The organism is Streptomyces sp. NPDC047974 (genome assembly GCF_040653375.1).
Classification (GTDB): domain Bacteria; phylum Actinomycetota; class Actinomycetes; order Streptomycetales; family Streptomycetaceae; genus Streptomyces.
Genome location: NZ_JBEZNU010000001.1, coordinates 54220 through 76807, shown reverse-complemented (window position 1 = coordinate 76807; position 22588 = coordinate 54220). Strand labels below are relative to the sequence as shown.

Annotated in this window: 20 protein-coding genes and 1 riboswitch; of the genes, 13 read left to right on the top strand and 7 right to left on the bottom strand. The window is 72.3% G+C overall.

What is annotated here, in order from left to right; genetic code table 11:
- Positions 1-82 precede the first annotated feature (82 nt).
- From AB0E19_RS00360 to AB0E19_RS00345, 4 genes are all read left to right on the top strand, one after another.
- Entirely contained in the window at positions 83-1792 is a 1710-nt protein-coding gene (locus tag AB0E19_RS00360) for a helix-turn-helix domain-containing protein (protein ID WP_362170752.1), read from the top strand.
- Complete coding sequence (locus AB0E19_RS00355; RefSeq protein ID WP_362170749.1) at positions 1789-2394, top strand: hypothetical protein; 606 nt, start codon at positions 1789-1791, stop codon at positions 2392-2394. The genes AB0E19_RS00360 and AB0E19_RS00355 overlap by 4 nt, the downstream gene beginning before the upstream one ends.
- Before the next feature lie 216 nt (positions 2395-2610).
- A complete protein-coding gene (locus tag AB0E19_RS00350) occupies positions 2611-3051 on the top strand; it encodes a pyridoxamine 5'-phosphate oxidase family protein (protein ID WP_362170747.1) in 441 nt (146 codons plus the stop codon).
- Between the two features lie 80 nt (positions 3052-3131).
- On the top strand, positions 3132-4196 hold the full coding sequence (locus AB0E19_RS00345) for a PQQ-binding-like beta-propeller repeat protein (RefSeq protein ID WP_362170744.1): 1065 nt from the start codon (positions 3132-3134) through the stop codon (positions 4194-4196).
- Positions 4197-4440: 244 nt separating this feature from the next.
- On the opposite strand, the gene AB0E19_RS00340 is transcribed toward AB0E19_RS00345, so the two are convergent.
- Positions 4441-5037, bottom strand: coding sequence for a TetR family transcriptional regulator (locus AB0E19_RS00340; protein ID WP_362170741.1), 597 nt, complete (start codon positions 5035-5037; stop codon positions 4441-4443).
- Positions 5038-5091: 54 nt separating this feature from the next.
- Between AB0E19_RS00340 and AB0E19_RS00335 the strand changes: the two genes are divergently transcribed.
- The 3 genes from AB0E19_RS00335 to AB0E19_RS00325 all read left to right on the top strand — a co-directional run bounded on the left by AB0E19_RS00335 (position 5092) and on the right by AB0E19_RS00325 (position 9386).
- Positions 5092-5979, top strand: a complete 888-nt coding sequence (locus AB0E19_RS00335) for an NAD(P)H-binding protein (protein ID WP_362170737.1) — start codon at positions 5092-5094, stop codon at positions 5977-5979.
- 304 nt (positions 5980-6283) lie between these two features.
- Positions 6284-8395 carry a glucose PTS transporter subunit IIA gene (locus AB0E19_RS00330; RefSeq protein ID WP_362170735.1) on the top strand — a complete coding sequence of 704 codons (2112 nt, stop codon included), beginning with the start codon at positions 6284-6286 and terminating at the stop codon, positions 8393-8395.
- Between the two features lie 133 nt (positions 8396-8528).
- Complete coding sequence (locus AB0E19_RS00325; protein WP_362170732.1) at positions 8529-9386, top strand: PRD domain-containing protein; 858 nt, start codon at positions 8529-8531, stop codon at positions 9384-9386.
- A gap of 25 nt (positions 9387-9411) precedes the next feature.
- Here the strand turns inward: AB0E19_RS00325 and AB0E19_RS00320 are convergent, their stop codons facing one another.
- The 4 genes from AB0E19_RS00320 to AB0E19_RS00305 form a co-directional block, all read right to left on the bottom strand.
- The gene (locus tag AB0E19_RS00320; RefSeq protein WP_362170729.1) at positions 9412-10221 is read right to left on the bottom strand and encodes an ABC transporter ATP-binding protein; all 810 of its coding nucleotides are present in this window, start codon (positions 10219-10221) and stop codon (positions 9412-9414) included.
- Positions 10218-11303 (bottom strand): iron ABC transporter permease, encoded by a 1086-nt coding sequence (locus tag AB0E19_RS00315; RefSeq protein ID WP_362172247.1) that lies wholly within the window; start codon positions 11301-11303, stop codon positions 10218-10220. The genes AB0E19_RS00320 and AB0E19_RS00315 overlap by 4 nt, the downstream gene beginning before the upstream one ends.
- A gap of 35 nt (positions 11304-11338) precedes the next feature.
- Entirely contained in the window at positions 11339-12355 is a 1017-nt protein-coding gene (locus AB0E19_RS00310; RefSeq protein ID WP_362172244.1) for an ABC transporter substrate-binding protein, read from the bottom strand.
- Between the two features lie 47 nt (positions 12356-12402).
- Positions 12403-12584, bottom strand: a riboswitch (cobalamin riboswitch).
- A 299-nt stretch (positions 12585-12883) separates the two neighbouring features.
- Positions 12884-13330 (bottom strand): TIGR03618 family F420-dependent PPOX class oxidoreductase, encoded by a 447-nt coding sequence (locus tag AB0E19_RS00305; protein WP_362170726.1) that lies wholly within the window; start codon positions 13328-13330, stop codon positions 12884-12886.
- Positions 13331-13816: 486 nt separating this feature from the next.
- Between AB0E19_RS00305 and AB0E19_RS00300 the strand changes: the two genes are divergently transcribed.
- Together AB0E19_RS00300 and AB0E19_RS00295 are read left to right on the top strand one after the other, a co-directional pair.
- Entirely contained in the window at positions 13817-15040 is a 1224-nt protein-coding gene (locus tag AB0E19_RS00300) for a 2-isopropylmalate synthase (RefSeq protein ID WP_362170723.1), read from the top strand.
- Between the two features lie 14 nt (positions 15041-15054).
- A complete protein-coding gene (locus tag AB0E19_RS00295; protein ID WP_362170720.1) occupies positions 15055-15717 on the top strand; it encodes a hypothetical protein in 663 nt (220 codons plus the stop codon).
- A 56-nt stretch (positions 15718-15773) separates the two neighbouring features.
- Here AB0E19_RS00295 and AB0E19_RS00290 read toward each other — a convergent pair whose 3' ends face one another.
- Positions 15774-16520: a hypothetical protein gene (locus AB0E19_RS00290; RefSeq protein ID WP_362170717.1), complete on the bottom strand. Its 747-nt coding sequence runs from the start codon at positions 16518-16520 to the stop codon at positions 15774-15776.
- A gap of 398 nt (positions 16521-16918) precedes the next feature.
- On the opposite strand from AB0E19_RS00290, the gene AB0E19_RS00285 reads away from it, so the two are divergent.
- A complete protein-coding gene (locus tag AB0E19_RS00285; RefSeq protein ID WP_362170714.1) occupies positions 16919-17659 on the top strand; it encodes an alpha/beta hydrolase in 741 nt (246 codons plus the stop codon).
- Between the two features lie 146 nt (positions 17660-17805).
- Here AB0E19_RS00285 and AB0E19_RS00280 read toward each other — a convergent pair whose 3' ends face one another.
- Entirely contained in the window at positions 17806-19101 is a 1296-nt protein-coding gene (locus AB0E19_RS00280) for a helix-turn-helix transcriptional regulator (protein WP_362170711.1), read from the bottom strand.
- 124 nt (positions 19102-19225) lie between these two features.
- Here AB0E19_RS00280 and AB0E19_RS00275 point away from each other — a divergent pair, with 124 nt between their 5' ends.
- Genes AB0E19_RS00275 through AB0E19_RS00265 form a run of 3 tightly spaced genes read left to right on the top strand, consistent with a single transcriptional unit; the run spans position 19226 to position 22555 of the window.
- A complete protein-coding gene (locus tag AB0E19_RS00275; protein ID WP_362170708.1) occupies positions 19226-19846 on the top strand; it encodes a toll/interleukin-1 receptor domain-containing protein in 621 nt (206 codons plus the stop codon).
- An 11-nt stretch (positions 19847-19857) separates the two neighbouring features.
- A complete protein-coding gene (locus tag AB0E19_RS00270) occupies positions 19858-22107 on the top strand; it encodes a PQQ-binding-like beta-propeller repeat protein (protein ID WP_362170705.1) in 2250 nt (749 codons plus the stop codon).
- A gap of 16 nt (positions 22108-22123) precedes the next feature.
- Positions 22124-22555, top strand: coding sequence for a hypothetical protein (locus tag AB0E19_RS00265; protein ID WP_362170702.1), 432 nt, complete (start codon positions 22124-22126; stop codon positions 22553-22555).
- Positions 22556-22588 lie beyond the last annotated feature (33 nt).

Below are 22588 nucleotides of genomic sequence, written 5' to 3'. Positions count from 1 at the left end.
CCACCTTGGACCGGCCCGGTGTCTTCTCGTGGCGTCCGGCGTTGGGGTTCTCGGCGCTGCCGTGACCTTTGGGTCCAGAGGAGTGGAGCAGACGCGCCGATCCCCGCATCCGGCATGTGGATTACGTATGGTGAATGCTAGATTCGTATGCATGTTGAGCACGGAAGAGGTCCTCAGGCTCACGGTGGCGGCGCTCATGTCGCGATCGGGCGAGAGGCAGGGCGATCTGGCCGCCGGGCTCGGGCTGTCTCAGGCGCAGGTGTCGCGTAAGCAGTCCGGCAGCGCGCACTGGTCGCTGGAGGACGTCGACCTGCTGGCCGCGCACTACCACCTGACCGTGGTCGATCTGCTGTCCGGGCCGACGCACGCGGTCGGCGTCCTGCACGGTGCCGTGCCCAGCCTCGCGCCCGGAACGCTCACCGTCGCTCCGCCCGTACGCGCGGCGTCCTCGTCCGGCGGCCCGGCCGCCGTCGTCCGGCCGGACGGGCTCCTTCCCGTGTCCGGTGCCGAACCGGTGGTGTCCGACCGGGCCTCCGCCTCGGCCGAGGCGCCACCGCGGGTGCCGGCCGGGCCGTGCGTGCTGTGCGGTCGTCCGGCCACCGACGAGGTCGACGGGTTCCGGCAGCACTTGAGCGCCGAGGAGTGCGTCGCGGCAGCCGAGGCCCTTGAGGCCGTAGCGGACGTGGTCACTCCTCCGCCGACCGTCGCCCTCCCGGACGAGGCCGCTGCCGGTCACGCCCCGGTGCCGGAGGCGGCCCCGGCCCCGGCCCGCCCGGACGAGCCTGCGGCCCCTGCCGCCCCTGCCGCCCCGGCGGCGCCCCGGCGCTCCGCCCCCGCGTATGCCTCGGAGACCCTGGTCGAGCAGATCGCCGACCGTGTCCGTGATGTCGTTGCCGAGCACGCGGGAGACACGGACGCCGCGCAGGCCGCATTGATCAAGGCGGCGATCCCGGACGTGATGGCCTTGTTCAAGGTTTCCCGGGCCAGTGGCCGGTACGAGCATTCCGAGTTCCCTCCGACCGCGGAGATCCTTCGGAAGAAGTCCCAGAAGGGTGCGGACGAGATCTGGGAAGGGCGCCCGAAGTGGCGCAATGCCGCAGTCGCCCAGGCGGTGAGGCAGGGTGCGCGGTTCGAGGTGACGGCGCTCGACATGAACGCCGCCTACTTGTCCGCGCTCAAATGCTGGCTGCCGATCGGCCAGCTCCGTGAGGACACCAGCGGTGTCCACGACGCGAAGAAGGCCGGTGTCCACCTGATCACGCCGGCCGGCTGGGATCACGCCGACCTGCCCAACCCCCTGGGCAACCGCATGGAGCCCGGGGAGCTGTGGGTGACCGAGTCCACGCTCCGTCAGCTCCTCGACGTGGCCCGCCAAGGCCTCGCGGACCCCCCGGTCATCCACCGGTCCCTCGTCTCCGGCGCCACCGAGGCCCTGCTGGAGAAGATGCGCCGCGCGCTCGCCGAGACCCGGAAGACCGCCCTGGCCGAGGGCGACGAACTCACCGTCGCCTACGTCAAGGCCATGTACTCCAAATTCGTCTCCACCATCGGAGAATCCAGCGCCAACCGGGAGATCCGCCGGCCGGACTGGATGCACATCATCCGCTCGAAGGCGTTCGCGAATCTCTGGATGAAGGCCCACAAGGCGCACAAGGCCGGTCTCCAGGTCGTGGAGATCTCGGGCACCGACGAACTCCACGTCATCGGTGACTGGCGCTCCGTCTTCAAGGAAGGCCGGGACCTCAACGAGGTCAAGGAGAAGACCACCTACATCCTCGGAGGCAAGGGATGACCGGCTCGCCGGACCTGTGGGCCCGATGGGGCCGATTCGGCGGCTACGACGCCCGGGGCATGAAAGGCGGCGAGGCGCTCGTCCTCGAACTCAACCGCATCGTCTACGCCTCCGGCATCGCCTCGCCCATCACCTCCAGGCGCGGGCTGGCCGCCCGGCTGCGGTACCTCGACAGCAGGGCCGGCCGTGAGGCCCTGAAGGAGCAGGGCGTCTCGCCCCGGACCATCCGGTCGTGGATGCGCGACAAGGGCGGCATCGCCCCGACCCCGGCGAGCCGGGAGAGGATCGACGCCGCCTACTGGCACCGCCGGCGCGACAACCTGATCCGCTCCGGGTGGCTCACCCGCCATCTCGACAACGACGGCCGGGGCAGCCGGATGGAGATCTACCCCGTCGACCAGAGCCGGGTCGCGCCCGAGCACGCCCGCCCGAACATCTCCCAACGCACCATCACCGTCCGCTACATCTGGGGAGACCTGGTCGACGCCTGGGCACGCAAGGACGGCGGCACCGTGGACGAGATCTGGGACGACGTCATCACCGACCTCGACTCCGACTACCACGCGTACGCCTACGTCTCCTCCGTCGGCATCAGCGCCTGACCGCCGCGCGCGCCGTGTGCCGCACGCCGAGGGCGCCGATCCGCGGATCTGCCGACGGATCTGCCGACGGATCCGAGAAGAGGTCAGACTAATAGTCTGCAACGAAACTATCTGCTACGGTCTTCATTGTCGCCGTGAAGGGCACGGGGCCGGCAGTCGTCGGCCCCGCCTTCCCGTCCCGCCCGCCCCACCCGGACCACCGAAAGGCCGATCCTCATGAGCCAGCAGACCGCCCCGCAGACCACCGCCGGCACCACCCGGAACGACGGCCCGGCCCCCCGGGTGCTCACCGACCAGGAGCTCTCCCGGCTGCTGGACCGGCAGCAGTTCGGCGTCCTCGCGAGCGTCAGGAGCACCGGCCACCCGCACCTGTCGACCGTCCTCTACGACTGGAACGCCGAGGAACGCGTGCTGCGGGTCTCCTCCACCGCCGACCGCCTCAAGGTCCGCCAGCTGCGCCGCGACCCGCACGCTTCGCTGCACGTCAGCGGCCCGGACGTCTGGTCGTTCGCCGTGGCGGAGGGAGAGGCGGAGATAGTGGACCCGGCCGACGACGCGGCCCCCGGCGAGAAGCCGCTGCCCGACCGGCGCGTGACCATCGTGCTCCGCGTCTCGCGCCTGTACGGGACCGCCCTGGACATCCCCGCACAGGACTGAGAATCCCGCGCCGGGCCGGGGGCCCCTCGCTGCCGGATCGGGCATCCCGGCGGGGCGGCCGCTTGTGGTGGGATGGCCCGATGATCGCCACAGTGCTCTGGGAACGCGACCTGCACCAGCGGGGCGGCGCCTCCGCTTTCGCCGTGGGGCCGGACTGTGTCGTCCTGCACGAACGGCACACCCGGCTGGTCTGTCTGGAGCGCGCCGACGGGGCGGTGCGCTGGGACGTGCCGCTCGGTTCCTGGCCGCGCGGGATCGTCCTTGCGGGGGACCGCGTGCTGGTGTTGCCGCAGGCACCGGACCTGCTGTCCTGCGTCGATCTGCAGACGGGTGCGTTGCTGTGGAGCGCTCCGACACCGAGGTGGACGGGGAACCTCGTGGTCCAGTCGGGCACCGTGGTGACAGGAGGTTGGCGCGGCTACACCCCGATGAGCGGCCTGGATCTCGCCGACGGCGGCGTCCGGTGGACGACACCGTCGCGGGTGACGTCCGTAAGGACCCTCGCGTGGGCCGGCGGGGTACTGACGGGCAGTGGGGACGAGGCGGTGCTCCTCGACCCGGTCGACGGGAGCGACCTTGCGCGGTGGCGGCTGCCGGCCCCGCTTGCGGGCCCCGACGCGAAGGCGTTCGTCCCGGTGGGTGCGGGGCGGGTGGTGGCGGTCTGCGAGGGCGGTTCACTGGTGACCTTCGGGATCGGCGGGGACGAGCCCACCCGGCTCGGATCCTACGATCCGTTCGGGGCGGTCGGATACGTCCACGGGTCGGTCTGGATGCTGCGGCCAGGCCGGGGGGTCCTCGCGGTGAACCCAGGTGACGGTACGTCGACGTGGTCGGTGGAGGGGGATCGGCGGATGGTGGCCGACCTGCTGCCGTACGCCGGCGGTCTCCTGGTGGGGGACGTCAACGGAGGTATGCGGCGCTTGGGGCCCGACGGCCGGACCGTGGAGGGGTGTTCCCTGCCCGGTCGGCGTCTGGACGCGCTGGCCGGCGACGGCGACGGCGGGCTGTTCTTCGCGGCGAGGGGCACCTTCGGCTCCTTCGCCCTCGCCTCCGAAGCCCGACGGTCGGCCATGTCCGGAGCCGGTACCGGGGCCCTCTCCGTCCGCGCGTCCGCTCGGCAGGATCCGGAGAACGGCCTGGCCTAGCCCCCGGCCCCGAGGACCCGCTCGCGGCCGAGCGGGTACGCACGGCCCCGCTCGGCACCGGCCCGCCCCCGTACGAGAAGGTGCCCGTCGGCGACGGGGCGAAGGTGCCCCTGTGGCGGCGCGCTGCCCCACCTGCCCTTCCCCGACCGCCCCTTCGCCCCGGTCCGCTGGAGACTCACCGCGGGGCCGGGGACGGGGAGCTGCGCCTGACGTGCGAGGGGCGGGTGCCCGGGAGCCGGCCCGGTCACCGCAGCAGGTCGAACGCCAGGTCGGCGTCGGCGACGGCCTCGGGGTGGACGTCGCGGGCGGTACGGCCGTCGGCGATCTTCTGCCAGTTGGTCCGTGCGAGCACGCGTTGGACCGCGAGTGCCTGCGCGGCTCGCAGTCGTCCCCGGATGCCCTCGCCGAGGGCCTCCGCCAGTGCCTCCTCGTCCTCCGCCTGGTACTGCGTGAGCCGTGCCGCAAGGCTCGGTGTGGTGAACACCAGTCGGTGGAACGCCACCACCTCGGGATGATCGTCGAGGCCGGTGACGGGATCGAAGCGATCGAGGCGGGCCCGGAAGTGCCGGTGCAGCGCCGTCATCGGCCCGGTGCCGGACGTGCGGTCGCGGACGACGCGCGCCGCCTCGCCCTGGTGGTCCGCGAACCGGTGCAGCACCAGGTCCTCCTTGGTGGGGAAGTACCGGAAGAGCGTCGGCTTGGAGACTTCGGCCGCCGCCGCGATCTCGTTGACCGAGACGCGGTCGAAGCCGCGCTCCAGGAACAGCGAGACGGCCGCGTCGCCGATCGCGTCGCGCGTCCGCTGCTTCTTGCGGGTCCGCAGCCCCGTCGACTCGCTCATATGGCCACCGTAACATTTATTACCGGGTTGCATTTTTAACTCGGTGACGTTTCGATGGGTGGCGTGCATCAGACAAACAGTTCTCCCGTACTCGTCACCGGGGCGACCGGCCGGGTGGGCCGTGTCGTCGTCGACCGCCTCCTCGACGCGGGCGTGCCCGTTCGCGCCCTCGTCCGCCGCCCCGCGGCGGCGGCGACCCTGCCGCCGGCGGTCGAGGTCTTCACCGGCGACCTCACCGTTCCCGGGACGCTCGACCCGGCACTGAAGGGAGCCGGCGCGGTCTTCCTCGTCTGGACCGCGCCGCCCGCGACCGCCGAGGCGGTCGTCGAGCGGCTGGCGGTCCACGTGCGGCGGGCCGTCTTCCTCTCGTCCCCCCATCGGACGCCGCACCCCTTCTTCCAGCAGCCCAATCCCACGCGCGCCCTGCACGCCGACATCGAGCGGCTCCTCGCGGCCACCTCGCTGGAGACGACGATCATCCGGCCGGGGATGTTCGCGTCGAACGCGCTGGCCTGGTGGGCGCCCGCCATCCGGAACGGTGACGTCGTCCGGTGGCCCTACGGTGCCGCCGAGTCGGCACCGGTCGACGAGCGCGACATCGCGGCCGTAGCGGCACGCACGCTCAGCGAAGACGGACACGTCGGAGGCGACTACGTCCTCACGGGCCCCGCATCCCTGACCCAAGCCGCGCAGCTCGACGTCATCGGGGACGCGCTGGGACGCCGGATCGCCTACGAGGAGCTGACGCCGGACGAGTTCCGGGCACTGTGGGAGGGCGTCGCACCGGGCTCGGCCGTCGACATGCTGCTCGCCGCGTGGCAAGCGGCGGTGGGACAGCCCGCGTACCTCACCACCACGGTGGCCGACCTCCTCGGGACGCCGCCGCGAAGCCTCCGCCAATGGGCCGTCGACCACGCCTCCGCCTTCACGCGGTGGGCGTGACCCCGTCGCCCGCGACCCGGCCCGTGCACCGGAACTGTGACGCCGTCCACATCGGACGCCCTTGTCCCACCGGCGTGACCCGGTGTTAAAGTGACGTCCGATCGATCTCGATCGCAGGATTGTTACTTCCCGAGGCATCCGCCTTCGTCGCCCACGCGACGCCAAGGCGGTGTGCCGCCCGAGGGAAGGCAAGGCCTGGGTGGCGCCGTGTGCGCGACCCGGGCCTTTTTTGTTGCCCGGATCCGGGCGTGAGAGATCGCGGACAGAACCAGACGGCGACAGCCCGAGGATGCAAGGACGCATCATGAACACACCCGCAACCGGTCACGGCACGCCGGCGGAGCGCATCCTCCGCGGTGTCGGCGGAGCCGAGAACGTCGAGAGCCTCACGCACTGCGCCACGAGGCTCCGCTTCCAGCTCCACGACGGGGCGAAGGCCGACACGGCCGCCCTCGACGCCCTCGACGGCGTCATGGCCACGGTGCCGCAGTCCGGCGACCGCCTCCAGATCGTGATCGGCGGAGCCGTCGCACGGGTCTACTCCGAGATCATGAACCTGCCGTCGATGACGAACGGCGGCACGGCCCCGCCGAAGTCGGACGCCGACGTCAAGGCCGAGGCGCGGGCCAAGAGCCGCGGCCGCTACCTCTGGCTCGACAACTTCTTCGAGTACCTCTCGGACTCCTTCCGCCCGCTCATGGGCGTGCTGCTCGGCTCCTCGCTGATCATCGCGATCGCCTCCGTCCTCGACGCCCTCGGCGTGGTGGACTTCCGCGCCGCGGACAAGTCCGCGACCTGGGTGTTCGTCGACGCCATGTGGCGCTCGGTGCTCTACTTCCTGCCGATCTTCGTCGCCTACAACGCGGCGAAGAAGCTGAAGATCGACCCGTGGGTGGGCGCCACCGTGATGGCCGCGGTGATGACCCCGAACTTCACGGGCCTGATCAACTCCAAGATCCCCGGCGTCACCACCACCACCAACGAGACGCTCGGCACCACGGAGTCCGTGGCGCACGTCTTCGGCCTGCCGATGCAGCTCAACGACTACGGCGGCCAGGTCTTCGTACCGCTGCTGATGGTCGCCCTGCTCGCCCTCGTCTACAAGGGCCTCCAGCGCGTCTTCCCCGAGAGCGTCCACATGGTCTTCGTGCCGTTCTTCAGCATGCTGATCATGATCCCGGTGACCGCCTTCCTCATCGGCCCGCTGGGCATCTGGGCCGGCAACGGCCTCGGCGAGGGGCTGTCCTGGCTGAACAACAACGCGCCGCTCGTCTTCGCGATCATGATCCCGCTGCTGTACCCCTTCCTGGTGCCGCTGGGCCTGCACTGGCCGCTGAACGCGCTCATGCTGCAGAACATCAACACCCTCGGCTACGACTTCATCCAGGGCCCCATGGGCGCGTGGAACTTCGCCTGCTTCGGCGCCACCGCCGGTGTGCTGCTCCTCTCGGTGCGCCACCGTGAGAAGGAGATGCGCCAGACCGCGACCGGCGCCCTCGCCGCCGGCCTCTTCGGCGGCATCTCCGAACCCTCGCTGTACGGCATCCACCTGCGCTTCAAGCGGATCTACCCGCGCATGCTGGTCGGCTGCCTCGTCGGCGGCGTCATCGTGGGCGTCCTGGGCGGCGTCGACACCAACGCCTTCGCCTTCACCTCGCTGTTGACCATCCCGGTCTTCGACCCGATGGCGGTCTACGTCATCGCGATCACGGCGTCCTTCTTCACCGCCATGGCACTCGTGTACTTCTCCGACTTCCGCACCCCGCAGGACCGCGCCCGGGCCAACGCCGAGCGCGACGCCGCCGAGGCGGTCTCCCAGGAGAGCGCGAAGGCCGACGACCGCGAGCTCGTCACCGTCGGGGCTCCCGCGAGCGCCACGGCGGACTCGCCCGCCGCGCCCGCCGCCTCCGCGCCCGCCCCCGGCCCCGTTCCGGGCCCCGCCGAGGAGGCCACCACCGGCAAGGGCATCGAGCTCGTCGCGCCGGTCGCGGGCCGTGTGGTCGACCTCGACGAGGTCGGGGACCCGGTCTTCGCCTCCCGCGCGCTCGGCGAGGGCGTGGGCATCGAACCGGCCGACGGCCGCGTCGTCGCCCCGGTCGACGGAGAGCTGATGGTCGTCGCCGACACCGGCCACGCCTTCGGCATCCGCACCCCCGACGGCGTCGAGGTCCTCATCCACGTCGGCATCGACACGGTGCAGATGCAGGGAGAGGGCTTCGACGTCCGGGCCGAGGCAGGCCGCCAGGTCCGGGCCGGCGACCTCCTCGTCGAGGTCGACCTCGACGCCGTGCGCGCGGCGGACCACCCGACCGTCACGCTCATGACCGTCACCAACACCGCGGAGCTCGCCTCGGTCGAGCCGCACACCGGGCAGGACGTCGCCGTCGGCGCGCCCGTGGTGACCGTACGGCGGTGACGAGCGGCCACCGGCCCGACACGGGTACGCGCACCCCGCGGAGCGCGTACCCGCACGGCCCCGGCGCGGCTCCCGCGGAGCATGCGGGATCATTGGGGGAGAAACGGACCGCGGACGAGAAGGAGAGCAGGCTGTGAAGGCGCTGCGTGTCCTCAACAACAACGTGGTCCTCGCGCGCGACGACAAGGGCCAGGAGGTCATCCTCACCGGGCGCGGCATCGGTTTCGGCTCCCGCCAGGGCAAGCCGGTCGACCCGGCGCTGATCGTCCGCGTCTTCGTCCCGGCGGACGGCCGTGACCCCGATCACCTGAGCGAGGTCCTCTCCCTCATCGACGAGGAAGTCCTGCGGGCCGTCGTGATCGCCCTCGACGAGTCCGGCATCGAGGGGCGCGAGTCCACCCGGCCGACCCTCGCCATCGCCGTCGCCGACCACGTCGCCGGCGCGCTGGACCGGGCCGCGCGGGGCATCGCCGTCGAGTACCCGCTGCGCGCCGAGGTCCAGGCCCTGTACGCCACCGAGTACGCCCAGGCCCAGCGCCTCCTCGCGGCCATCAACGAACGCGTGGACCCGCGACTGGAGCCCCCCGAGGCGATCGCGCTCGCGCTGCACCTGGTGAACGCGGGCTTCGCCACGGGCGACCTGTCCTTCACGTACACGATGACCGGCGTCATCCACCAGATGCTCGCCGTCGTCAGGGAACGGCACGGGCTGTCCGTCTCCCAGGAGTCGATGAGCGCGGCGCGGTTCATCACTCACGTGCGCTACCTCTTCGTACGGATCCAGCAGCACCGGCAGCTGAAGGGACACGAGTCCACGATCGGCCAGGGCATCCGCCGCCACTACCCGGAGGCGACGCGCACCGCGCAGCAGCTGGCGACGATCGTCGAGCTGCGCCTGGGCACGCACCTGAGCGAGGACGAGGTCTCCTACCTGGCGCTGCACGTCGCCCGCATGACCACGGAGACGGAGCCGGACGGCCCCGAGGTGTGAGACCCCCCGGGCCGTCCCGCCTCGGTCAGGGGACCCGGTCGCCCACCGCGGCCGGACGAGGCCCGTCGGGGAGGAAGGTCACCTGGGGGGCGCCGGTGCGCGGATGGACGGTGATCTCGCTCGCCACGCCGTACACCTCGGCCAGCAGACCGGGCGTGAGGACCTCCGCCGGTGGGCCCGCCGCGGTGACCCTGCCGTCCCGCAGCACGTAGAGGCGGTCGCAGTAGTACGCGGCGAGGTTGAGGTCGTGCAGGGCGACCAGGACCGTGGCCGGCAGCTTCCGCAGGGTGCCGAGGACGTCCAGCTGGTGGCGGATGTCCAGGTGGTTCGTCGGCTCGTCCAGGACGAGCAGGGACGGTTGCTGGGCGAGGGCGCGGGCGATGAGGACGCGTTGGCGTTCGCCGCCGGAGAGCCGGTCGAAGGGGCGGTGGGCGAGCCCGGAGGCGTCCACCGCGTCCAGGGCCGCACCGATCAGTTCGGCGTCCTCGGGGGTGTCCCCGTCGAGGAGTCGTTTGTGCGGGGTACGGCCCATGGCGACCACCTCACGGACGGAGAGGTCGAAGTCGGCGCCCGACTCCTGCACCACGGCCGCCACGGTGCGGGCCAGTCGCCGCACGGGCAGCGACCAGGCGTCGGCGCCGTCGACACCGATCCGGCCCGCGGCGGGTCGCAGGACGCGGTAGACGGCGCGCAGCAGGCTGGACTTGCCGCTGCCGTTGGGGCCGACGAGGCCGACGACCTCGCCGGGTCGTGCGGTCAGCGAGACGTCCTCGACGAGGCGGCGGGCACCGGCGGTCAGGGTGACGCCGTCGACGACGAGTTCGGTGGCGGTCATGCCCTTCCCCGTTCGGTGGTCCCGCGGGCGTCGCGGCGCATCAGCCACAGGAAGAACGGTCCGCCGCACAAGGCCGTGAGCACACCGACGGGGATCTCCGCCGGCGCGGCGACGACGCGCGCGGCGATGTCGGCCCAGACGAGGAAGACCGCTCCGCCGAGCGCCGCGGTCGGCAGGACGCGGCGGTGGTCGCCGCCTACGGCGAGGCGGACGATGTGCGGCAGCATCAGGCCGACGAAGCCGATCGGTCCGCACGCCGCGACGAGGACGCCGGTGACGAGGGACAGCAGGACGAACATGCGGGCGCGGAAGCGGGCCACGTCCAGGCCCATCGTGGTCGCCGCCTCCTCGCCGGCGAGCAGCAGGTTCAGATGGCGCGCCTGCACGAGGAGGACGGAGATCCCCAGCAGCAGGGCGGCGCCGGGCAGCCACAACGTCCCCCAGCCGACGCCGCCGAGGCCGCCGAGGGTCCAGGCGAGGACCGCGCGGGCCTCGTTGCCCCGGTCGGTGGTGAGCAGCAGCAGGTCCAGTACGGCGGTGAGCACCGCGGCGATGGCCACGCCGGACAGGACCAGCCGTGCCGAGGTGATCCTGCCGCCGGTGCGGGCCGTGGCGTAGACGAGCAGCAGCGCGCCGAGCGCGCCCGCGAACGCGGCGACCGACAGCGACACCGGCCCGAACAGGGTGACCCCGAACACGATCACCACCACGGCGCCCAGGGACGCCCCGGAGGAGACCCCGAGCAGGTAGGGCTCGGCGAGCGGGTTGCGGATCAGGGCCTGCAGGGCCGTGCCCACGACCGCGAGTCCGGCGCCGGCCACGGCGCCGAGCAGGACGCGGGGCGCGCGGACGTCCAGCACGATGGTCTCGCGCGCCCGCGACCAGTCCTGTTCCACCCAGTCGGCGCCCAGCGCGTGCGTCACGATGCCCCACACCTGGCCGGGCGGCACGTGGACCGAGCCGATCGCCAGGCCCGCCATGGCGGAGGCCACCAGCAGGACGGCCAGGACCACGAGGACGACGGAGAGACGGGCCGACCGGGCGGGCCCGGCCCGCCCGTCGTCCCGTTTCCCCGGTCGCACGGCCCGCCCGGGGGCGGCGTCGGTGACCGGGGCCGTCACCGGAAGCTCTCGGGCCGGATGCCACGGGCCAGATCGTCCACCGCGTACGCGGACCGCACGCCGACGAGGGTGGCGGTCAACGGCAGGACGACGAACCGCTTGTTCCTGATGGCGGGCACGTCCTTCAGAGCGGGCTGGGCGAGCAGGAACTCCTTCTTCTGCTCGACGCTTCCGGCGCCCGCGTAGTCGTAGATCGCGACGACCTCCGGCCGGCGTTCGACGACCTGCTCCCAGGAGACGTCGCCGAAGACGTCGTCGAGGTCGGCGAAGACGTTCGTGCCACCGGCCAGCCGGATCAGTTCGGTGCCGAGGCTCTTGCCGCCCGCGGTGAAGGCGGCCTTGTCACCGCTGTCGTACACGAAGACGGGCACCGGGGGCTCGCCCTCGACGGCGGTGGAGGCCTTCGCGACCCGCGCCCGGAGGTCGGAGACCAGCTTGTCCGCGCGGTCGGACACGCCGAAGATCGCGCCGACGGTACGGATCTCCTCGTACGTGTCCTCCATCGTCACCCGCTTCTTCCCGCAGTACTCGCGGTTCAGGTGGGTGTCGACGCCCGCGTCCCGGAACGCCTTGCGGGAGCGGCCCGCCTTCTCGTCGAAGGCGCTGCCGTAGCCGCCGTACACGAGGTCCGGTTCGGCGTCCAGGACGGTCTCGAAGGACGGCTCCCTCTCCGCCAGTTCGGGGATCGACTCGTAGTCCTTCCGTAGTTCGGGCAGGACGGCGGAGTCGGGGAAGGCGGTGCCGACCATGCGGTCCTTCAGCCCCAGGGCGAGCATGAGCTCCGCCGGATGCTGGTGGATGGTGACGACGCGGGCGGGCGCCTTGTCGTACGTGGTCTTCACACCGCAGTTGTCGATGGTGACGGGAAAGCCTCCGCCCGACGGGGACGTGGCCTTCGTGTCCTGGGCCGCGTCCTGCGACGCGCCGCAGCCGGCGGTCAGCAGAGCCGCCGACAGGGCGACGGCCGTGGCCGCGGCGCGCAGGGCACGGCGTCGGCGGGCAGGGGTGAACAGCAGAGAACGGTCGTACAAGTGAAGCCTCCTGGGGAGTCCGCGCTCCTCGGATCGGGCCCGCGACAGGCCAGTGTCCTGACTCCCGGATCGACGCTCCCCTTGCCTTCCCACGCACGGCGCAGTGGCATGCCGAAGGGTGCACTCCCCGGTCACAGTGGCGGGACCGTGCCGGAATCGCACCGGCTTCCTGTCTCCCGTCGCGGTGATGACCTGTTGATCCTACGATCCACCGCGCCCGCGTCAAAAGGGCGTGCGAACTCGGCCGCACGCCCCTCGTGAGCGAACGCCGACCGCCCCGGTGCTCCGCCCTCTGCCGCCCCGCTCCGGAACACCCCTGCTGATGCGGCGGCCAGGTCAGGCGGCGCCCCCCGACGTGGTGGGGGTGGACGCGTCCCCCTTGGGCAAGGTCCTCTGGATCGGCTTCTGTTCGCCGCGCCCGCGGGAACGGCCCGCCGCTCCGGTCACCGCCGACAGGGCTGCGTCCTCCCGCCCGCTGCGGTGGCTACCGGTGTGCGGTGAGCGTGTCGGTCAGGGAGCGGGGACCGGGCCGCCGGGCCGGAAGCGCTCCACCCCGACGACGTGCCGCACCTTGACCGGGCGGACGATGACCGCGACTCGCCGTTCCCCCGGCATGAGCCACTCGTAGCGCTCGCCGCCGAGGTACTTGCGGGCCAGCCGGTCCATCCGCTCGCGCGCTTCCTCGCCCTCGATGAAGCGGGACACCACGCCGTTGATCTGCACCCGGTCGAAGGGATCGGTGGCGTCCGCGTGCGAGAGGTAGACGCGGGGGTCGCGGCGCAGGTTCTCCTCCTTCACCCGGCCCACCGACGTGTTGAACATCAGCTCGCCCTCCCCCTCCAGATCCACCCACATCGGGCTGACCTGCGGAGCCCCGTCGGCGAACACCGTGCCGACGTACCAGATGTTGGGGGCCTGCAGACGGGCGCGGACGGTCTCGTCGAAGGTCGCGGTCATCCGGGGAGAGTACAACCTGGCTCGGGAAGACCACCTGGGGAATCGCGGATTGCGGCACTCGTGGTCACGGCCGACACGTCCCTCGATCCCCCGAGGGCGGCGATCAGGCGTGAGGAGACCCCACTGCCTCGCGCCTTCCAGGCAGGTGCTCAGCGTCCGATCGGACGGCTCACCGACCCTCGCGACGCGGATCTCTGGCGCGGCCAAGCGGCTCTTCCTTCGAGGTCAGGATGATCGAGCCCTCCTCATGGGTCGCGGCGTCGTCGAGGCCGATGCGGCGAGCTGGCCACCCGCACCGCCTCCGATGAGTGCACGAACGGAGCCACCCACTCGGCGAATCGGCACGGAGGGGCTGACATCGGCGTCGTGCGTCGAACACCGACCTCGTCCACCCGTGTGTGTCCTAGGATCCGCGTGAGCAGATCGTGACGGAGCGCAATACGTGAGTGCCAGGCGGGGGTTGGGGCGTTGTCGTCGGTGGATGTGGTGAGGGAGTCGGCCAGGGCCGGCCGGGTCGTGCTGTTCGAGGAGTCCGCGCGGGACGGTGCGCAGGCCAAGACCTTGATGAGTGCCGGTTTCCGGGTCCGGCTGGCCCGCGAGCAAGGCGCGGTGTTCGGGGCGGACGGGCCCCGGCACGTGGTGTTCGCGGCCGGCTTCCCCTCCGTGTGCGGGCAGGAGTTCGAGGCGACGCGGCAGGTCGCGTGGGAGGCGCAGGGCTCGGTGAGCCCGTCCGCGATCTGCCGGGGCACGGTGGCGGACGTGCGGCTGGCCCTGGGTGCGGTGCGGGGCGCGGCGCACGCGCGGGTCATGGTGATCGTGGCCGCCTCCGAGGCGACCGCCCGCGCCCTGGTGCACAGCGGCGCCCGAGATGCCCTGCGCCAGGGTCTGGACGTGGTCAAGGAAGCGGTGGACCTGGCGGACGGGATCGCGGTGGACGTGTGCCTGGTCGACGCGCCCCGCGCGGACCACGGCCTGGTCGCCGAGTACGCCGGGGCGATGACGGCCCAGGGGGCGGCCACGATCGTGCTGGCCGACACGGTCGGCGACCTGCTGCCCGGCCAGACCCGGACCCTGTTCCAGCGGGTCGCGGCCGACGCGGGGCCCGAGGCGGTCCTGGTCTCGCACCTGCACAACGACCTCGGCCTGGGCCTGGCCAACACCCTGGCCGCCCTGGAGAGCGGAGTACGGGTGGCGGCGTGCTCGTGGCTGGGCATGGCCGAACGCAGCGGCATGACCGCCACCGAGCAGCTGCTCTTCCTGCTCGCCCACGACCGGGCCAAGGCCGAGCAAGTCCTCGGCGCCGACTGCGAACCGTGGTGGACCCAGCCGGACCTGACCCGGCTGCCGGCGATCGCGCAGATGGTGTCCGACGAGACCGGAGTCCCGCTCACCGTCACCACTCCCATCGTGGGCACCGGCGTCGCCACCATCTCCACCGGCACCCCCTTCACCCACCCCGGGACCTTCCAGCCCTACGACCCCCAGCAGCATCTCGGGCTGTCACCGACCGTGGTCCTCACCCACCTCGCCAGCCGGCGCGTGCTGAGCGCTGTCGCCGAGCGACTGGGCCACCGACTCGACCCGGTCCAGACCGGCATCGCCCTGACCTGGGTCAAGGACCGCGCCTACCGCCTGAACCAAGCCGTCATCCCCGATGCCGACTTCGCCGCCTACCTCGACGGCCTGACCGCCACCACGCCCCGACCCTGAACGGACCCGCCCCCATGCCGGCCACCGCCCCGCTCGACACCAGCGCCGCCGCACACGCCCTTGCCACCGGACGAGCCGCCGTCCTGCCCAACCCCAGTCCCCTCACCTACGTCGTCACCGCCACCACCCCCCAGGCCGTCAACGATGCCAAAGGCCGCCCCACCGGCCAGGAAGTCGCCCTGTGGGTCCACGACGACACCACCTGGACCGACCTCGCCACCCACCTGGACCTGACACCGACCGCCCGGCGCGCCGCGACCACCCTGCTGCGCGACCACCTGGTCACCCTCCTCGTGCCCACGCGCAACGACACACCGCCACCGGCCTGGACCACCCCCGCCCTACGCGACGGACACCTCCTCCTCTTCGGTGCCCGGTGGCAACCTCTCACCCCGCTGCTCGACCGCTTCCCGCACCTGTACGTCAGCAGCGCCAACCGCACCGGACACGCCCCGGCCGCCACCGCCCCCGAGGCAACGGCCATGTTCGGACCCGACATCCCCGTCACCGACGCCGACACCCTGCGCAACACCGACACCCCCCAGGCCGCCACCACCATGCTGCGCATCACCCGCGACGGAGACCTGGCCCACATCCGCCACGGAGCGCAGGACCAGGCCCACGGCAGCGACCCGAGCCGCTACCTGGAACACCTCCGCGAGGCGACAGCCCACTGAGAACCCGGGGCCCGCGAGCACCTCGCGGACCGGCCGCATCCCCGGTTTCAGCGCGTTCAGACGTCGGAGTGCGTGGCGGCCGGCTCCTTCGGCAGGTCCGGGGGAGCGGACGAGGGGGAGGCGGCCGGAGACGTACCCGGGTGGCCGGCCGCAGTGTTCCGGGGGGCCTCGGATGCGCGGGCGAGGGCGTGGTGTCGGAGGTCTCCGAACAACTGCATCGTGGTGGCGGCCAGGACGTCGTTCTTGTCGATGGTCCGACGGGCCCCCGCGCGGACGGTCAGGGCCTGGAGAGAACGGTCGAGGGGAAGGGGCCCGACCGGTTCGCCCGGCGTCACCAGGGTGACCGAACCGAAGCGCTTCACCCCGCCCTCGCGGACGACCATGGCCGCGTCGCGGGCGAGGTCCGTCAGGAACACGCTGGCGATTCCGTCCAGGTCGCGGACCATCGCGGGGACGGCCGTCACCCCCCGGCTCGACAGCAGCCTCTTGATCCCGGTCTCGAACCTGTGGGCGCCGACCACGGCACTCGGTCTGCGCGACCTGCGGCGTCGGGGAGGAACCACGACGGCGCCCTCGGCGTCGTGTACGTCTCCGGTCAGGCCCTTGAACGTCGGGCTGTGCTCGTACCACGCCGTTCCCACCTCCACCTCGACGTTCCGGTCGATCGCCGAGACGAGGTCCGCGGGTGTCAGCTTTCTCCTGGCCTCTTCCGCCGCCGCTTTCCTCGCGCCGTCGATGATCTCCGCCAGCACCGTCCCGGTCACCGACGCGGCGGCCCACGCGGCCGACCGTGAGACGTGCATCGGGGTCACGTCCCTGAACACCGCTTTGACGAGAGAAGGCCTGAACGGCGGGACGTCCGTGTGCGACGCGTGCCCGGGACTGCGGCGCTCGGGACTGCCGTGCTCGGGACTGCCGTGCTCAGGGTGTGCGGGCTGTGCGGTCATCAGAAGGATCGCTCCCTGCTGTCGAGGTATCGGCCTCCTCCACTTCACCACGCAGCGGCAGGAGCCGGTGATCCGGTGTCGAGAAAACCCGTTGGCGGACCACGACGGCCGCTGCTACCTTTTCGGAGGCCGTGCGAGAGAACGAGGAGGTGGTACCCGTGAACGTATCGACGTGGGTGCTCTCCTCCGGGGTCACGGTCGGGCGATAGGTCGTCCGGGAGCGCCGTTCCATGGCACTCCTGAAGGAAACGACCATGCGCATCACTTCCCGACAGCTCCTCGATGACGGCGTCCTCGAGCGCGAGTTCACCCTCGGTGAGATTCCCGGCATCCTGTGGACGCCCGCATCGGCATCCGCGTCCGCCCCCGTGCCGCTGATCCTGATCAGCCCCCCGCCCCTCGGGCTGCGCACGACGTACCCGCGACTGCTGGACCGGGCCCGTTCCGCCGTGGCGGACGGCTTCGCCGCGGCCACCATCGAGCTCCCCGGGAGCGGCGACCGGCCCCGCCTGCCCGGGGCCGAGCGTGCCGTCGCCGACCTGCGCCGGGCGATGGGGGCCGGCGAGCCGGTCGGCGACGAGATCATCGACGCCCTTGTCCTCCCCCTGGTCGACCAGTCGGTCCCGGAATGGCAGGGAGCCCTGGACGCCCTGCTCGCGCTGCCCGAGATCGGCGGCCCGGTCGGGTACTCGGGCGGCGTGATCTCCATCGGCGTCCGCCTGGCGGTGGTCGAGCCCCGCATCTCGGCCGCCGTCCTGTTCGCCGGGAGTTTCGTCCCCCGCGCCATGTTCGAGGAGGCCCGCCAGGTCACCATTCCCCTGCACGTCCTGTTGCAGTGGGACGACGAAGGGAACGACCGGCAGGCGGCCCTGGACCTGTTCGACGCCTTCGGCTCGAAGGAGAAGGCGCTGCACGCCAACATGGGCGGTCACACCGGTGTCCCGCGGTACGCGGGGGACGCCGCGGGCCGGTTCTTCGTCCGGCACCTGAGGTGAGGCCGTCCCTCCTCGGCTGATCGCGCCGCAGGCCCCTGCCATCCGGGCAGGGGCCTGCGGCCCACCCCCTGTCTCCCACGGTGGCCCGCCGTCAGGACTCCGCGTGACCGCCACGGGCGGTTGGGCCCGATCCGCCTCCGCCCGTACTACGACAGGCCCAGCGCGAGGGCGGCCGACGCGTCGATGAGGGCGAGCTGGCCCGGGCCGGCTCTTCGGGTCCGGGCCAGGTCGGCGAAACCGCCCAGCTCCGTGCGGACGGTGGCCGAGTCGATGCGCTTGATCACGGGCAGTGTGGCCTCGACGAGGTGACAGGCCTCGTCGAGGCGCCCGACACCGACGAGGGCTGTCGCGTGCCGGACCGCGAAGCGGGCCTGGGAGTTGCTGTCCGCCGGGACGGCCGGCCGGCGTCGGAGTTCGGCGGCGAAGAGGTCGGCGGCCGGCTCGAAGCGGGAGAGGGCGAGCAGGCAGGACGCCTCCAGGAGCCGAGGGTTGCCGTTCTCGACGCGCGGACCCCAGGAAGGACCCCAGGAAGGACCCCAGGAAGGACCCGAGGAAGAGGCCCGGCCGCCGACGGCTTCGGCCGTGTGACCCATGAACCGCTCCAGCGCCTCCCCGCAGGCCCTCGCGTCGCCGCGGCGCGCATGTCCCTGGGCCGCCCGCCGCGCGGCGTGCGCGCGGATCACCGGGTCGGCCGCCGGGTGCCCGGCGGCCTGGTCGGCGTACCTGATCGCGGCGGCGCCGTCACCACGGTGCTGGGCGATGAACGCCTTGCGGACCAGGGCGTACGCGGCCACCGATTCGTCCCCGCCCTCGGTGCCCCAGCGGACCGCGAGGCTCGTCCAGCGCAACGCCTCCGCGGGATTCCCCGCCTCCTGGGCCATCCACCCCGTGTACTCGGCGAACCGTGAGGCCAGCAGCCATGTGCCGGCCCGCTGATCGCCCACGGAGTGCGGAGCCGCGTCCGTCAGGATCCGCGTGATCGACTTCAGCGACGCGGTGACGAACCTCGGACCGGTGGATCTGCCGATGTCCCTCAGCTCGCGCAGGACCCGCTCGTATCCGGCGACCATCGGGCCGGTCTCGACGACCTCCTCGACGCGGGCGCCGCGGCGTCCGGGCCCCGCCAGCTCGGCGAGCCTCCCGCCGGTGCCGAAGGCCGCGTCGCATGCCGCCGCCACAGCGGGCGTCGGGTTGCGCACCCCGCTCTCCAGATTGCAGATCTGCCCTTCGGACACGTTCGCACGCCGGGCGAGCTGGCGCACGCTCCACCCCCGACGGGCCCGCAGTGTGGCCAGGACGACGCCGAAGTCGCCCGGCGGGAGACGGGCGTCGGTCGATCTCCCGGCCAGGACCGCGTCCGCCAGGACCGCGCCTGTCGGGACCACCCCTTGCGGGACCGCCCCGTCCGAGGCCGCCCCTGCCGTGCTGTCCGCCGAGTCCATGCCGTCCAGCGTACGGAGCCTTGCGGATGCTATTCAATCCTTGCTGAAAAGGCGCCGAGCGCCTGCGCCGCCCCTAGGGTGAGCACGATCCCTGACGTCAAGACCCGCCAGACAGGGGGCACTTGTGCCGCGCGTCTTCCTCAGCTTTCGCAAACCGGACTCCCGGTGGATGCGAGACCGCGTCCACCGCGCGCTGTCCGACCGCTTAGGGGCCAACGAGGTCTTCAAGTCGGGCCGGTCGATCCCGCCCGGCGCCGATTTCGCCGAGATCCTGCGGCGACAGGCCGCCGAATGCGAGCTCATGTGCGTACTGATCGGGCCGGGATGGCTCGACATGCGCGGCGAGGACGGTGTGCGGCTTCTGGACCGGGCGCACGACTGGGTCCGGCTGGAGATCGCGACCGCTCTGCGGGCCGGAAACCGAGTCGTCCCGGTCCTTCTCGGTGACGCGACGATGCTGCCCGACGCCTCGGCGCTGCCGGCCGAGATCGCGGAGCTGGGGCGGCTGCAGTTCCTTCGTGTTCCGGAGACCCATCTGCCCGACGGGCTTGCGCACTTGGGCGACGCGGTGGCGGACCTTCTGTCCGATGCCGACTCCGCTGTCCAAGCCGGGCACGGTACGGCGCCGACCGCCGATCCGGAGCCGACCGCCGATCCGGAGCCGTCGGTGACCATGACGGCTCATGTGTCCGGGGGCGGCAGCGCCTACCAGGCGGCCCGTGACCAGACGATCAGGCTGGCGTGAGGGGGCGGACGATGGATCACCCCGGAGCGGACGGCGCTCGCCGGATCGGGCCGTACACGCTGCTCGCATGGCAGAACACGGTCGGAGGGAACGACGTCTTCACGGCGCGCACGGCCGACGGAAGACTCGTCACGGTCACGGTCGTGCGGCCCGAACTCGCCGCGGACCCGGCCTTCCGGGACCGGTTCCGGGCCGCCCTGGAGGCGGCACGACCGCTGTCCGGTGCCTTCCTCGCACCGGTGGTCGACGCCGGTACGGACGCGCCCGTTCCGTGGCTGGCGACCGAGTTCTCCGCCGGGCTGCCGCTCCGGCAGGTGGTGGACCGACACGGCCCGCTGCCCGAACCGGCGCTGCGATTCCTCACCGACGGCCTCGCCCGGGCGCTCGCCGTGCTCCACGCCGCCGGAACGGTCCACGGCGAGGTGAGCCCGGACTCGGTGCTGCTCACCATGGGCGGGCCGCGCATCACCGCCCTGGGCATCGGGGGCGCCGCCGGCGGTCCGGCATCCGCGCCGACGGACGACATCCTCGACCTCGGGGCGACCGTGGTGTTCGCGGCCACCGGAGGCGAGCCGGACGCGGGAGCCGTCCCCGAGTCGCTGCGCGAGGTGATCGGCGGCTGCCTGTACCCGGAACCGCCGGACCGTCCCACCGCGGAGCAGCTCGTCGACTACTTGAGGCGTCAGGATCTGCCGACGCCGCAGGGCAGTTGGCTGCCGCAGGCGGTGACGGGCGACTTGGCCGCCGCGGCCGCGGCGGCGGGTTCGGCGGTGGGTTCGACGGCCGCCCACGGCAGTGGCCAGGGCCTGGTTCCACCGCCGCCGATGGTCGCCGTCGGTACGGGGGTCAGCCGTCGGAAGCTGCTCATCGGTCTGGCGGGGGGCGCGGCCGTACTGGGCGGCGGAGCGGTGGCACTGGCCCTCTCCGGCGACTCGTCACCGGCGACCGGCGGCCCGGCCGCCGGCGGGGCGGGCGGTCCCGGGGCCACGACGCGCCCGGCCTCCCCGTCCGCCGGGCGCTCGACGCCGGCCCCTTCCGCGTCGCCGTCCGCGACGGACGGACCGGAACCGATCGTGCTGTCCGCACCTGACGCCGCCAAGGCGTGGTCGCGTGCCGGGAAGCACGCCCCCACCTGCCTGGAGGCCTCCGACAAGGTGGTCATGCTGGTCACGGACACCGCCACGTCCTTCTTGGACGCCGCGACCGGAAAGTCCGTGTTCCCCGCGCTGAACACGACCCGCGACTCCGCCGCGACCAGCCTCACGCACCCGACGGCGTACGCGGACGGAGTGTTCTACCTGCTCTGTGACACTCCGGACGCGTCAGGTCTGCTGGCGGCGTTCGACGCCGCCAGCGGCAAGGCGAAATGGGCGACCGAGATGGCCGCCATCGAGAGCAGGAGCCGTGACCAAACGACGATGTACGTGGGCAACTACGTGGCGGTCGCAGGGAACACGGTCTACGTGTGCGGGACTCTGCTCGTGCTGGACGGGGAGTTCTCGGCCAGGTCCGCGACGCCCGGCTACATCCGTGCCTTCGACGCCGCCACCGGCAAGGGACTCTGGACGGTCAAGGGCACGGACATCAACAACGTGCTCGTACCGCCCTCCGGTACTCGCCTCCTGGCCACCTCGGCCGTTCCGGGCCAGCAGTCCGCCCGCGTCCAGATGATCGACGCCGGCAGGAAGGGCGCCCGTGGCTGGAAGGCGTCCGTTGCGGACGACGCGTTCTACTTCAGCACCGGCTGGCCGCTGACGTGCTACGCCGCCGGGATGTTCCTGTTCGCCGGCGGCAAGGGCGACACCCTGTTCGCCGTCGACGCCGCCACGGGCCGTGAGAAGTGGAAGCAGCGCTTCGAGGCGAGGAGCGGGGACCTGGTCCGGATCGGCGCCCCGTTCTCCAGCCTGGACGGCACGACCGTGTACGTGCCGGTAGGTGCCGACTTGGTCGCCCTGGCCACGTCGGACGGCACGCCCAGGTGGGTCGCGCGGCTGGAGGGGGCAAGCGACTCGGGCGGTTCCAACCTGTTCAACGCCTCCCTGAGGGTCTCCGGCAGGAGCGCGCAGTGCTCGTCCGACACCGTCTTCGCCACGGACAGCGCCAAGACGCTGTGGGCCATCGACGCGGCCACCGGACGGGCCCGGTGGAGATACCGCGACCCCGGGCAGCCGGACGTGGGATTCCTGTGGACCGTGGGCGGCGACCGGGTGTTCGTCGCCTCCCATCTGACCATGACCGCCCTCGCGGCCCACACACGGTGAGTGACAAGGAGGAGACATGGAGACGAGTGTGGAACTCGCCGGTCTGGCATCGGTGGCCGCGGCGCGCCTGATCGACCTGCTCGCGACGGACGGCTGGGCCGCGGTCAGGTCCTCGGTCCTGTCGCTGTGGCGGTCCGCGCACCCGGAGCGGGTCGAGGAGGAACTCGACGACGCGCGCGACGAGCTGGTTCAGGCACGGCGGGAGGGCGAAGGCCGGGAACTCCAGGCACTGCTGGTCGCCGAGTGGCAGGCCCGCATCACCCGGCTGATGGCCACGCGGCCGGAAGCCGTCGACGAGCTGCGCGCCCTGTTCGGCGGGGAACCGCACGTGACCGGAACCCAGGACCGGCAGATCACCGGCTCGCTGACGCAGGAGGCACACGTGTCCGGCGGGGACGCGTTCCAGGCCGGCCGCGACATGAACGTCACCAGAGGCGGCCAGGCGTGACGGACCGTGACACCGGCGCACCCCCCGACGGGC